Source organism: Xenorhabdus bovienii SS-2004 (genome assembly GCF_000027225.1).
Classification (GTDB): domain Bacteria; phylum Pseudomonadota; class Gammaproteobacteria; order Enterobacterales; family Enterobacteriaceae; genus Xenorhabdus; species Xenorhabdus bovienii_C.
Genome location: NC_013892.1, coordinates 2,625,391 through 2,638,441, shown reverse-complemented (window position 1 = coordinate 2,638,441; position 13,051 = coordinate 2,625,391). Strand labels below are relative to the sequence as shown.

Here is a 13,051-nt window from a genome sequence, read left to right as displayed (position 1 = left end):
AGAGATGAGTCTTTTTGGTAATACATGGAATGCGCTCGGTGATGTCGCGATGTGGGCGTTTGAAGAAATGAGTATTTATCGGCGCAGGCAGGGGACACAGCGAGAGGTTGGCAACAACGATGCACTGGCGCACTTTGAGGCGGCTGAATATCGCAAGGTGGAGAAAGTTTCGGACATTTCTGTCGCTGAGTTCAGCGAACGCTACTTAATGAAGAAAGAACCGGTTATTGTCACTGATGGTTTGAGAGGCTGGCGAGCGAAGCAAATCTGGAGCTTTGATTACTTTTGTCAGGAGTTCGGCGATATGTCCGTACGATTGCAGGATGCGGGATTCAAACCGAAAGACCATGTTGAGTTGCGCACCTATTTGCGGGAAATCGCGTCATTGCCTGCCGTTGAACTGGGCGAAATGGGGGACAACCTTAGCTATCTGCGATACACCTACGATTCATTTTTTAAACACCTGCTGTTCACTTGGGGATTTGGTCACAGGGTGAAAACCAACTCGTTCAGTTTTCTGGCGTTTCAACGCATTCAGGAGCATTGGCGCAGACCATATTTTCTGCCGGATGGCGGTTATAAGATCCCCTGGGTTCAGATAGGATCTCTGCACCCCAACAAGCGGATGTGTCAGGATTGGGGACTCTATTTTTCTGCTCCGGGAGCGTGTACCCGTTTACATGTCGATGGTATGCGAACCAATGCGGTGTTGTGTCAGGTTGCGGGCAGAAAAGCAGGCTGGATCTTTTCTGCTTCGCTTGAAAATGTGGTCAGAGATGCTGCTGAAAGTCGTATTGCTTTATCACCCGTCGCCTCCCAAATCTCCGGTAGAAAAAATCAGGCAGATTCACCACACAGCAAAGATTGCATATGGCAATTCGATTTGCTGCCGGGTGAGATTATGCTGATCCCCAAAGGGTTAGCCCATGAAGTGCATACCTTATCGCCGAGTATTTCTTTGACTTATAACTTTGTCACTAATTCGGAATATCGTGATTACTTCAATTTCAAACGCGAGCGCGGCCATGGCTGGATAGCAAATGCACCGATTGCCGCTGTTCCAGAATTCGCCCGTATTTACCAGCGTAACCAGAGGCTTTAGTTTTGACTGTTGCTGGCGGCTCTGTCCAGATTGACCAAGCCTATTTACATGTGATGAAGTGATACCATAGTTTGAAGAACGAGCAAGGGGGTGAGTATCTCAAACTTCCGCTTGTCTTTCCCTGAGTTATTTGACTGAGCGCCATCGTGCGCTCGCTGATTCCAACCAACGCGAGTAAGAAGTATGCCTTTATTTTCACAAACAATAACTGATTTTTGGCAGACCCCATTTTTGAACGGAGACGTTCTCTATAGTGATGGAACCTTTACGGTCACTGTCAACCCTGATCTGAACGAAGATCGTCGGGTCATGGTGCTGGAAACTTCCGACGGCCGAGTGATGGCGGTTCTGACGCCTGCACTGGCTGATAAGGCCGGTCTTTATCAACAGCAAGAGCTGTCTGAATCGATTTTCCGCCAGAAATTGACTGAAGCGGGCGTCACGCTGCATGGTGCAGATTATATTTTTTATTTTTCAGAAGTGGATAAGAACGTTTTGCTGCAAGAGAGTCCGGCAGGTGTCTTGCGTCAGTTAACAGAGCAAGATGAGGCGGTTTTCTCCGAATTCGAATCATCTTCCTCAGAACAAGACTTGGATGACGCTTATGTAGAATTGGATCACTGGGCGGTGTTCGGCTCTTTTGAACAGCATCGTCTGGTCAGCGCGGCCAGTATGTATCCGTGGGAGAATGCGCAAATTGCGGATCTTGGTGTATTAACGCTGACATCTTTTAGAGGCAAAGGCCATGCCAGCAAAGTCGTGCGTTCAATCAGTCAATATGCCTGTCATCAGGGCTATGAACCTCAGTACCGATGCCAGCTCGATAACTATGCGTCTACGTCATTGGCTAAAGCGGCGGGATTGACGCTGTTTGGCAAGTGGGAAGTGATTTCTCCTGATTCTACTGAGTGAACGGTGCCGGTGATCCAATAAATGAACCGGAAATAGCAACCTTTTAAAACCCAACAAGAAAGTAGTCACTATGTCAAAACTTAAAATAGCTGTGGTTGGTGGCGGAAATATTGGTTCTAGTCTTGCTTTCGATTGTGCGTTGCACGGGCATGATGTTGTTGTTATCGAAAAAGATGTTCTTGCCTGCGAACAGAGCAGGGAACGCGTCACGGAAACGGCGGGTTATGCACCTTTGTTCAGTCCGCTCGCTAAAGGAAAAACAACCGAGGAGATACTGCTCAACATCGTCTGGTCGCAGGATTTGCAAGCTGTGTCGGATTGTGGGTTTGTGGTGGAAAACATCACGGAAAATATCGAGCTTAAACAGGCATTATATGCCCGTATGTCTGAGTTTATTGCACCCCACGCGGTATTGGCGGCGAACACTTCCTGCATCCCTATCACAAAACTGGGATCGTTTCATAAAACGCCTTCTCAAGTGATTGGTGTGCATTTTATGAACCCGGTTTATCTGAAGCATACCGTCGAAGTGATTGTCGGTCTGAATACTTCTGAGCAAACCAAAGCGCGATGTCTGGAAATCTTGGGGATGTTGGGTAAAAACGCCGTCGTAGTGAAAGATGGTCCCGGTTTCGTCTCTAACCGGATTTCCCATTTATTTATGAATGAAGCCGCTTTCACCATACAGGATGGCGTTGCTCAACCTGCGGATGTGGACGCTATCTTTAAACAATGCTTCGGCCATAAAATGGGGCCGCTTGAAACAGCGGATCTGATCGGTATTGACACAGTGGTTAATTCCCTCGATGTACTTTACCAGATGTTTCAGGATTCAAAATATCGGGTCTGTCCGCTGATGCGGACAATGGTTGATGCGGGACGTTTGGGACGAAAATCCGGCCGGGGTTTTTACACTTATTAAATCTTTTATGTTCAGGTTATATTTTTATTCAGCGAGACAGCAGCAGCGACCAAATATCTGGTCGCTGGTTTGTGCGCAAATATCGTTTTTAGCCGTCGTGACGTAACAGAGAATAATATCATGACGACGCTATGTAAGAAACTATGTAATTTAACCTGGGATCGGTTTAAGCCATTACTTGAAGTCCTGTTTTCTCGGTATTTGAGAGATTCAGTGATGGCTTTTTTGGCTTCAAACAATAGGCAATCAAACCGGCAGTGTCGCGTTAACGGCGGCAAGTTAGCAAAAGTGGTGTTGCCGGTTATTTAGGCCGCCAGCAAATAGAATTGTTCCGCGGGTGATAATCCATCACTTTGTGGATGTTGATATTGCCCTTTGCGTATCATGTGAATCAGTTCGATGCCGGCCAGGAGCGTCTGTGCCCGGCGAAACGATTTGAACCCCAGCATCTGTCGTATCCGACGTTTGATATTGCGGTGATCTTGCTCAACCAGATTATTCAGGTATTTATTTTGCCGGATTTCAATCCCCTGCTGAGGCGATCCTTCCGCATTGAGGAGAGTGAGCGCGGCAGTATTGGCCCCACTTTTATCGATAGTCACGACGGCGGGTCTGCCGTGCAGGCGTATCGCTTTACGGAAAAAACGCTGGGCAGCCATTGCATCGCGGCGAGCGGTCAGCAGGAAGTCAACCGTCTGACCGTCGGTATCGACCGCCCGGTAAAGGTATTTCCACTGACCTTTCACTTTGATATACGTTTCATCCATTCGCCACCGGGAGCCAACGGGCTTTTTGCGAGGTCGGAAAGCCTTGCCGAGCAGGGGCACCAGACGTAACACCCAACGATGTATTGTGGCATGGTCGACCTCAATGCCGCGCTCTGCCATCATCTCTTCGAGATTGCGCAGACTCAAGGCATAAGCGAGGTACCAACGGACACATTGGGCCATGATATCGACAGGATAATGGAGGCGTTTAAACGCGTTTCGGATCAGGGACATCACTCTGGACTCGCTCAAAAACAGGGGAGCTTACCTGATGACCGCTTAATGCGACAGAACCCTCAAAGCAGCCCAAAATACGGTCATGTATTAAATAGTTAGTTGTTATGATAATCTTCCGGTATTTCGTGGTGGAACATGGCTAAAGTAGAAGTTGATTGTCGTTATTGTCACAAATCAGAAGATGTCAAAGGACATGGAAAAGGTCATAGAGGTTATCCCCGCTACCGCTGCTATGCCTGCAGTAAAGTCTTTCAGTTGGCATACACCTATCAAGCTTGCAAACCGGGAGTCAAAGAGCAGATTATTGATATGGCGATGAATAACAGCGGCATCCGTGACACGGCCCGCGTATTGAAGGTGGCAACAGCTACTGTAATGAAAACGCTTAAAAACTCAACCCCCGGAACGTGACGACGCTTCCTCTTGACGGGGATGACATTCATCTTATCTGTGAAGTGGATGAGCAGGGGTCGTTTGTAGGGAGTCAGAAAAATCAGCGCTGGCTCTGGTATGCCTGGGAGCCGCGTATGAAACGGATAGTGGCACATACTTTTGGGGATCGCAGCAGAAAAACATGGGAAAAACTACTGGCACTCTTGTCACCCATTAATATCCGGTTTTACTGTACGGATGATTATGCCGTTTATGATTGTCTTCCTGAAGAAGCCCATCTTACTGGAAAGATATTTACCCAACGTATGGTCATGTATTAAATAGTTAGTTGTTATGATAATCTTCCGGTATTTCGTGGTGGAACATGGCTAAAGTAGAAATTGATTGTCGTTATTGTCACAAATCAGAAGATGTCAAAGGACAGGGAAAAGGTCATAGAGGTTATCCCCGCTACCGCTGCTATGCCTGCAGTAAAGTCTTTCAGTTGGCATACACCTATCAAGCTTGCAAACCGGGAGTCAAAGAGCAGACTATTGATATGGCGATGAATAACAGCGGCATCCGTGACACGGCCCGCGTATTGAAGGTGGCAACAGCTACTGTGATGAAAACGCTTAAAAACTCAACCCCCGGAACGTGACGACGCTTCCTCTTGACGGGGATGACATTCATCTTATCTGTGAAGTGGATGAGCAGGAGTCGTTTGTGGGGAGTCAGAAAAATCAGCGCTGGCTCTGGTATGCCTGGGAGCCGCGTATGAAACGGATAGTGGCACATACTTTTGGGGATCGCAGCAGAAAAACATGGGAAAAACTACTGGCACTCTTGTCACCCTTTAATATCCGGTTTTACTGTACGGATGATTATGCCGTTTATGATTGTCTTCCTGAAGAAGTCCATCTTACTGGAAAGATATTTACCCAACGTATAGAGAGAACCAACCTTACCCATCGTACCCGAATAAAAAGGCTGAATAGAAAAACAATCGGTTATTCCAAATCTGAAGAAATGCACGATAAAGTGATAGGCACTTTCATTGAGAGTGAAAACTATATTTAGTGAGCATTCTAACTATTTAATACACGACCCAAAATACGGAAGTCTGGCTGTGGCCCATAATCGAAAACCTACTCCAACGGGCGTGGTCGGAAACCTGTTTTTGGCTGGAAAAAGCCCAAGCGTATTTATGTCAGAACGCGTTCAAAACACCACAAAGAAAATCATGTAAATACAAAACATTGGATGCGTGTTTTGAAAGGCTTAATTCTTAAGAGCCTGTATATGTATGTTCATATATGATTTTTATAGTTTTTAATTATAATTAATTAATTGTTTTTAATCGATTATTTTATACATAAGGATATGTCACTGCAAAACGTGCCAAAAATGGAATGGAGGCCCGTTTTTATCTGTAGATTGTAAGAATGATCTGCAAATAGAAGGTGCTGAAAATATTTCAACGTATTTCTCTTCCGCGTGGGCAGAACGGGCTTTTTGTAATAAATGTGGAACACACCTTTTCTACCATTTACTTCAGCCTAGTGTATATTATGTTCCGGTTGCCCTGTTCGAAAATAGTCATTCAAGTAAATTATCTAATCAAGTCTATGTGGACAGTAAACCTGCGTACTATAATTTTGTTGAAAAAACATCGATGTTAAGTAAAAATCCCCCTTCATAGAAGGGGGCATTGATTTCGCCCCAAAGGGGCGCTATTAGTTCAGACTCTGAGAGCCTTCACTTCACATCCCTTTCAACGATAATTGATTGTCCTCATGTTCGTGCTTCTCTTGATACTTCACATACTTCCTTATCATTTCTTCATTTATACCTACGGTATCTACACAGTAGCCTCTTGACCAAAAATGATTTCCCCACAACTTTTTCTTTCTCAAATAGGGAAATTTATTAAATAGACGAATAGCTGTTCGGCCTTTTAGATGACCAAGCACTTGAGATACTGATAATTTTGGCGGAATTTTTACTAAAAGATGCACATGATCTATTTGAACATTCAATTCCACAATTTCTATTCCGAGCTGCTCACTGGAAATCCTTATCTGCTTATTTCCTTTCCTACATTATTTTTCAGGATCCTAAATCGGTATTTGGGTGTCCATACGATATGGTATTGACAACACCAAAGCACATGCGATGCTTTCTTGAATCTACTCATGGTTAAATCCTTCTCTGTTATGGGGATAACGGATTCGGATTTTCCCATGAGTAGCATTATTGGCAGAGCCAACCTGTTGCTAACCACCTCCGCAGGAGGTGGTTTTCAGTTAAGAATAAACAGGATATTCTTAATTTATTTAAATAATGGTTTTAATATGAGGGGAATTATTCCCTCATATTTTTTGATATAAATATATGTTTTAGAATAAGATATTTTAATTCTATTTAATAATGATTTAATATAGGGTGAATAATAAATGTGGTTTATTAAATTTATTAATCTGATTTTTACTTTATTTATAGGTAACAATTTTCTTTCTGTTTAGGATTAATATCCGTATAATCGCTTACTTATCAAAAAGATCTTGATATCTATCGACAGAAGATGTTGCCACTATTTCAGTGGATATTACGTTAGTGGAGACGTTGTTTGATTAATGTTTTGTTAGTTGATGATCACGAACTGGTTCGCATTGGCGTGAAAGGCATACTCGAGGATGTAAAAGGAATTAAGGTTGCAGGAGAAGCCGGTAGCGGAGAAGAGGCGGTCAGATGGTGCAGATCAAACAGTACGGATGTTGTTATTATGGATATTGGAATGCCGGGAATAGGTGGCCTTGAGGCAGCCAAAAAAATCATTCGCTATTCGCCTGATACGCGGGTAATTATGCTGACTATCCATACGGAAAGCTCCTTGCCAGCGAAAGTGATGCAGGCCGGAGTCAGAGGATATTTGAGTAAGGCAGCAACACCTCAAGACATGATTAATGCTATTCGGACGGTTTATGCAGGTCAGCGTTATATCTCTCCTGATATTGCACAGCAGATGGCACTCGACCAGTTATCCCCACCAAAAGAAAACCCACTGGCTGAACTCTCAGAGCGGGAGTTACAGATAATGACGATGATCACTCAGGGCCGAAAAGTTAATGAGATTTCCACGTTACTTAACCTTAGCCCAAAAACAGTAAATAGCTATCGCTATAGAATGTTCAGTAAACTAAATATCAAGGGTGATGTAGAGTTGACCCATATGGCGATACGTTGTGGGTTGCTTGACGCACAGAATATGGTAAACCATAGTGGATGACAGTTGATGGGTGGTAAATCGTGGCAGAGCAATTTGATTCAACGGTATTTTTAAAAACAGTAACCAGCCAGCCGGGAGTCTATCGAATGTATGACACCACTGGCTCGGTGATTTATGTTGGTAAGGCCAAGGATCTGAAAAAACGGCTATCCAGTTATTTTCGGACACAAGTTGGCAGCCGCAAGACAGAATCACTGGTAAAAAATATCGTCCAGATAGATGTCACGGTTACGCATACAGAGACGGAAGCGCTCCTGCTCGAACATAACTACATCAAACTTTATCAACCTCGCTACAATGTCTTGTTGCGGGATGATAAATCCTATCCTTACATTTTCTTGAGCGGAGATACCCATCCGCGTCTGACCCTGTACCGTGGTGCCAAACATGCGAAAGGCGAGTATTTCGGACCATTTCCTAACTCCCATGCTGTGCGTGATACCTTAGCTCTCTTGCAGAAACTTTTTCCGATTCGTCAATGTGAGGACAGCGTATATCGCAATCGTTCAAGGCCCTGTCTGCAATATCAGATTGGTCGCTGTCTTGCTCCTTGTGTCAACGGTTTTGTGACGAATGAAGAATATCAGCAGCAGGTTGACTATGTCCGTCTGTTTCTGTCTGGCAAAGATCAGCAGGTACTGACAGAGCTGGTTGGCAGAATGGAAGCAGCAAGTAAACAACTGCAATTTGAAGATGCGGCTCGCTACCGTGACCAGATCCAAGCCGTGAGACAGGTAACTGAACGGCAATTTGTTTCTGGAGAAGGGGATGATCTGGATGTTATCAGTGTTGCTTTTGATACAGGAATGGCGTGCCTGCATGTTTTGTTTATCCGTCAGGGAAAAATCCTGGGCAGTCGCAGTTACTACCCTAAAATTCCCGCTGATACCAAATTGGATGAAGTAGTACAGACTTTTCTCGGCCAATTCTACCTTCAAGGCAGCCAGAACAGGACATTGCCGGCGGAGATCCTGCTGGATTTCTCGTTGCCTGAAAAAGAACTTTTGGAAGCATCCCTTTCTGAATTATCGGGGAGGAAAGTGCATATTCAACCTCGCCCAAGAGGTGACAGGGCGCGTTATCTCAAATTGGCACGTACCAATGCTGCAATAGCATTGACCACGAAACTATCCCAGCAATCGACTGTCCACCAGCGGTTGGCATCACTTGCTGAATTTGCTGGCATTAAAAAAGTTCATAGAATGGAATGTTTCGATATCAGCCATACGATGGGAGAACAGACCGTTGCATCCTGTGTCGTTTTTGATGGGAATGGTCCTGTGCGCTCTGAATACCGCCGTTATAACATTGCGGGAATCACACCGGGAGACGATTATGCGGCGATGAATCAAGTTTTACGCCGCCGATATGGCAAAGCCATTGAGCAGACCAGAATTCCTGACATCATCTTTATTGATGGAGGTAAAGGGCAATTAGCGCAAGCGCTGGAGGTTTTTGGCTCGCTGGATGTTGAATGGAATAAAAACCATCCTAAGCTAATTGGAGTTGCGAAAGGTAGTGATCGCAAAGCGGGTCTGGAAACTCTGTTTTTCGAGGCAGAAGGCGGGGGAAAGGCACTTTCTTCGGATTCACCGGCGTTGCACGTTATCCAGCATATTCGTGATGAATCTCACAACCATGCCATCACAGGACATCGCCAGCGGCGGGATAAAGTGAAAAAGACCAGCACATTGGAATCAATAGAAGGTATCGGGCCAAAACGCAGACAAATGTTGTTAAAATACATGGGTGGATTACAGCCGTTACGCAACGCAAGTGTAGAGGAGATCGCAAAAGTGCCTTCTATTTCGTATTCGTTAGCAGAAAAAATCTATAATGCGTTGAAACACTAAGATTATTGATGCACCATACTGATAAACTTTACATGGCCAGATAGTTACGAAGCATTATGCAATTAAATATTCCAACATGGCTTACTCTATTCCGTATTGCCTTAATCCCATTCTTTGTTTTGGCATTTTACCTGCCATTCCAGTGGTCACCGATGCTGTGCGCTATTATCTTTGTTATTGCGGCTGCGACAGATTGGTTTGATGGTTTCCTTGCTCGTTTATGGAAGCAAACAACGCGCTTTGGGGCATTTCTTGATCCGGTTGCGGATAAAGTCATGGTTGCTAGTGCGCTGGTGTTGATAGCTGAACATTATCATGCATGGTGGATTACGTTACCGGCAGCGACCATGATTGCTCGAGAGATTATTATATCTTCTCTGCGGGAATGGATGGCTGAATTAGGAAAACGCAGTAGTGTTGCTGTATCCTGGCTGGGGAAAATAAAAACGACAGCGCAGATGGCAGCATTGGTTGCTTTACTGTGGCGTCCCAGCATTGAAGTTGAGGTGGGTGGATTTATCTTATTATACGCTGCTGCGGTATTGACGTTCTGGTCAATGTTTCAATATTTGAGCGCTGCATGGAATGATCTGCGTGAAGGTTGATCGAAGTGACGCAAAAATCATCGAATAATCGGGTTTTAATAATAATTGTGTTGACTCGTTTCGTGAAATAAGTAGAATGCAACGCATCGAACGGCACATGAGATTTACGAAACAAGTTAAGTAAATCAGCAGGTTCGAGAAAGGCGGGAATAGCTCAGTTGGTAGAGCACGACCTTGCCAAGGTCGGGGTCGCGAGTTCGAGTCTCGTTTCCCGCTCCAAAAAAGGCGCGTTGGCAGAGTGGCCATGCAGCGGATTGCAAATCCGTTTACCTCGGTTCGACTCCGGGACGCGCCTCCAGATTCAAGCCCAGGTGGTGAAATCGGTAGACACAAGGGATTTAAAATCCCTCGGCTGTAAGGCTGTGCGGGTTCAAGTCCCGCCCTGGGCACCAAACATAAGTTTACTAACGTCTACTCTAGTAAACTAAATCTTATAAAGACCTGATAAATCAATCAGGTCTTTTCTTTTTAGGTCTACTTTAGTCCTTTGCAATCAACATGCACCACGGGGCATAATCTGGGGCACCTACACTTCTATTATTAAATGTGCCCCTAAAAATGAAACTAAACGCACGGCAAATCGAAACAGCAAAACCCAAAGAAAAAACCTACAAACTCGCTGATGGTGGCGGACTCTATTTGGAGATCACCTCACGCGGCTCTAAATACTGGCACATGAAGTATCGCCGCCCTACCGATAAAAAAGAAGACCGACTGGCTTTCGGTGTTTATCCTATAGTGTCTTTAGCTGATGCACGAGCTAAACGGGATGAAGCCAAAAAACTCATAGCCCAAGGTTCTGACCCCAAAGCAGAGAAAAGGGGGACACAACTCGAATCAAAAGGGGCACCATCTTTTGAACAGGTAGCCCGTGAATGGCACGCCAGCAATAAGCGATGGAGTGAAGATCACAGCAACCGTATTCTGCGCAGCCTTGAGCACTATATTTTTCCTCATATTGGCAAGCTCGACATCTCCACTGTAAGAACAAGCCAACTTTTAGCGCCTATCAAATCCGTTGATGCTGATGGTAAACACGATATCGCCCAGCGATTACAGCAACGTGTTACCTCTATCATGCGGTATGCTGTCCAGAATGATATTCTTGAATCTAATCCCGCAAATGATATGTCTGGCGCGCTTTCCACTGTAAAAGCCAAACATCACCCAGCACTCCCTCACGAACGCTTACCTGAATTTCTTACCCGTCTTTCTCACTATCGCGGGCGCTTGATTACCCAAATCGCTGTAGAACTGACTTTATTAACGTTTGTCCGTTCCAGTGAGTTGAGATTTGCCCGTTGGGAAGAACTTGATCTTGAAAATGCAGTCTGGAAAATTCCCGCCACAAGAAAACCTATTGAAGGCGTTAAATTCTCTGAGCGTGGCATGAAAATGAAAACTGAGCATATTGTGCCACTGAGTCGTCAGGCCGTATCTCTCTTTAAAATCTTGCAGGGTTTGAGTGGAGAATGTGAGGTGATGTTTCCTCATGACCATAATCCGGCAAAAGTCATGAGCGAAAGTACCGTAAATAATGCTTTACGCGTTATGGGCTATGACACCAAAACAGAAGTTTGGGGTCATGGATTTAGAACAATGGCACGTGGTGCGATGGGAGAATCTGGATTATGGAACGATGACGCAATAGAACGCCAGTTAAGCCATGTGGAAAGAAAGAACGTCCGCGCTGCGTATATTCATACATCTAAGCATCTGGACGAACGGCGGCTAATGGTTCAATGGTGGGCTGATTATCTGGATGCAAATAGGGAAAAATATATAACGCCGTATGACTTTGCTAAAAAACGGCGGAAATAGCCTTAAATATCACTGTATATTACATAACTAAGGCATCGGGTAAATGTAGTAAGTTATATGTATTAGCTCAGATTTAATCTGTTAGTTACTCATTTTTTATTCTGTTCACATATTATTTTCCCACTAAACCGGATTTATGAGAGATAGTAATGTTATTTACAATCATAGAGATACAAGAGAAATTAAACGAGCTGGGTTCTAAACTTGGCCTATCAAAGAATTCCATACAGGCTTTTGATGGCCCTCTTGGTGATGGAACACCTTATATTTCGTTTGAAAATAATCGGTACAATCTCGTTTTTTCTGAAAGAGGAAGTGAATTTGAAAGAAAAAGAACAAAATCATTGGATGAGTTGTTGTACTGGATGATGTCATCTGTTGTTTTGGGTATGGCATTCAGTTATGAATTGGAAAATCGAATTGAAGATCAAGATTGTAGGCGGCTTGCTTTTCCTAAAGCTATTGAGTTAATGAAGCAAGCCAACCCCGAATGGGTTCCCAAAATTGAGGATAAGATTAATCGTATTCTCTCTGAACATCCTTACGATGACGAACCAACAAGAGCACTGCTTAAATTAAAAAACAAATAATTATGTACAAAGCATTCTGACTATCAAATTTAGTCAAAACTGATAAAAATAACGCAATACATAATGCCAATTCGTGAAAATATACGGGCTGGCATATCTTCCAGTGATAGTCTTTTCTAACCAAAAATAGTTAATAATCAAAATAATAAGACGCAGCATACTCTTTGTGTGAAACGGATTACTATTCCTATGTGATGATCTCATATTGGAACTTCGCTTTAATTGTCCCTGTTCTAATAACGTCTAGAAACATCAAATATAGATAAGTTAACAGGGAAAACCACATGTCAATAATTACCACATCTAAAGAAAGTCTTATTCGTTTATCAGAAGTTCAACGCAGAACAGGTTATAGCAAAGCGTGGATCTATAGACTTATTGGAGAAGATAAATTCCCGAAACAAATTAAAATTGGCACTCGCTCAGTTGCTTTTCTTGAATCAGAAGTTGATGGCTGGATAGATCAACGTATAGCTGAATCTCGCGGCGTGGTAGCACAATGAAAGCAAAAAAGGGTAGTACAGTGAATGCTACCCTTAACTTGCTATCTTTTAGAGAGTTAGTTAACTATCAGATTTATT

At 44.0% G+C, this 13,051-nt stretch carries 12 protein-coding genes, 3 tRNA genes and 2 pseudogenes; 15 read left to right on the top strand and 2 right to left on the bottom strand.

All coding sequences use genetic code 11. The annotated features are described in order from the left end of the window. Positions 1–4: 4 nt before the first annotated feature. The 3 genes from XBJ1_RS11400 (at position 5) to XBJ1_RS11390 (ending at position 2,936) form a co-directional block, all read left to right on the top strand. Positions 5–1,102, top strand: coding sequence for a cupin-like domain-containing protein (locus tag XBJ1_RS11400; protein WP_012989101.1), 1,098 nt, complete (start codon positions 5–7; stop codon positions 1,100–1,102). A 183-nt stretch (positions 1,103–1,285) separates the two neighbouring features. Beyond that, positions 1,286–2,014 (top strand): GNAT family N-acetyltransferase, encoded by a 729-nt coding sequence (locus XBJ1_RS11395; protein ID WP_012989100.1) that lies wholly within the window; start codon positions 1,286–1,288, stop codon positions 2,012–2,014. 70 nt (positions 2,015–2,084) lie between these two features. Next, on the top strand, positions 2,085–2,936 hold the full coding sequence (locus XBJ1_RS11390) for a 3-hydroxyacyl-CoA dehydrogenase family protein (RefSeq protein ID WP_012989099.1): 852 nt from the start codon (positions 2,085–2,087) through the stop codon (positions 2,934–2,936). A 305-nt stretch (positions 2,937–3,241) separates the two neighbouring features. Here the strand turns inward: XBJ1_RS11390 and XBJ1_RS11385 are convergent, their stop codons facing one another. Then, entirely contained in the window at positions 3,242–3,937 is a 696-nt protein-coding gene (locus XBJ1_RS11385; RefSeq protein ID WP_012989038.1) for an IS6 family transposase, read from the bottom strand. Between the two features lie 138 nt (positions 3,938–4,075). Between XBJ1_RS11385 and XBJ1_RS22540 the strand changes: the two are divergent. The 3 genes and pseudogenes from XBJ1_RS22540 to XBJ1_RS19940 form a co-directional block, all read left to right on the top strand. Further along, positions 4,076–4,641: pseudogene (locus tag XBJ1_RS22540) on the top strand (IS1 family transposase); the annotation flags it as partial. Between the two features lie 56 nt (positions 4,642–4,697). Next, positions 4,698–5,392 (top strand): IS1 family transposase gene (locus XBJ1_RS20830; RefSeq protein ID WP_143827671.1). Its coding sequence is split into 2 segments (ribosomal slippage): positions 4,698–4,950 and positions 4,950–5,392, totalling 696 coding nucleotides; the frame shifts between segments, so codons are not numbered across the junction. Positions 5,393–5,675: 283 nt separating this feature from the next. Then, entirely contained in the window at positions 5,676–6,014 is a 339-nt protein-coding gene (locus XBJ1_RS19940; protein WP_071822550.1) for a GFA family protein, read from the top strand. A 61-nt stretch (positions 6,015–6,075) separates the two neighbouring features. On the opposite strand, the pseudogene tnpA reads toward XBJ1_RS19940, so the two are convergent. After that, positions 6,076–6,509: pseudogene (gene tnpA / locus XBJ1_RS11360) on the bottom strand (IS200/IS605 family transposase). Positions 6,510–6,941: 432 nt separating this feature from the next. On the opposite strand from tnpA, the gene uvrY reads away from it, so the two are divergent. The 9 genes from uvrY to XBJ1_RS11315 all read left to right on the top strand — a co-directional run bounded on the left by uvrY (position 6,942) and on the right by XBJ1_RS11315 (position 12,973). Then, positions 6,942–7,601: a UvrY/SirA/GacA family response regulator transcription factor gene (uvrY, locus tag XBJ1_RS11355; protein WP_012989091.1), complete on the top strand. Its 660-nt coding sequence runs from the start codon at positions 6,942–6,944 to the stop codon at positions 7,599–7,601. Positions 7,602–7,621: 20 nt separating this feature from the next. Further along, a complete protein-coding gene (uvrC, locus tag XBJ1_RS11350) occupies positions 7,622–9,454 on the top strand; it encodes an excinuclease ABC subunit UvrC (RefSeq protein ID WP_038198988.1) in 1,833 nt (610 codons plus the stop codon). Positions 9,455–9,510: 56 nt separating this feature from the next. Next, a complete protein-coding gene (pgsA, locus tag XBJ1_RS11345; RefSeq protein WP_012989089.1) occupies positions 9,511–10,059 on the top strand; it encodes a CDP-diacylglycerol--glycerol-3-phosphate 3-phosphatidyltransferase in 549 nt (182 codons plus the stop codon). Between the two features lie 143 nt (positions 10,060–10,202). After that, positions 10,203–10,278, top strand: a tRNA-Gly gene (locus tag XBJ1_RS11340). Positions 10,279–10,283: 5 nt separating this feature from the next. Beyond that, positions 10,284–10,357: transfer RNA gene (locus XBJ1_RS11335), tRNA-Cys, on the top strand. A gap of 7 nt (positions 10,358–10,364) precedes the next feature. Next, positions 10,365–10,451, top strand: a tRNA-Leu gene (locus tag XBJ1_RS11330). A gap of 166 nt (positions 10,452–10,617) precedes the next feature. Beyond that, entirely contained in the window at positions 10,618–11,880 is a 1,263-nt protein-coding gene (locus XBJ1_RS11325; protein WP_012989088.1) for a tyrosine-type recombinase/integrase, read from the top strand. Positions 11,881–12,029: 149 nt separating this feature from the next. Then, a complete protein-coding gene (locus XBJ1_RS11320) occupies positions 12,030–12,470 on the top strand; it encodes an Imm63 family immunity protein (RefSeq protein WP_012989087.1) in 441 nt (146 codons plus the stop codon). A gap of 284 nt (positions 12,471–12,754) precedes the next feature. Beyond that, a complete protein-coding gene (locus tag XBJ1_RS11315; RefSeq protein ID WP_012989086.1) occupies positions 12,755–12,973 on the top strand; it encodes a helix-turn-helix transcriptional regulator in 219 nt (72 codons plus the stop codon). The last annotated feature ends 78 nt before the right edge of the window (positions 12,974–13,051 follow it).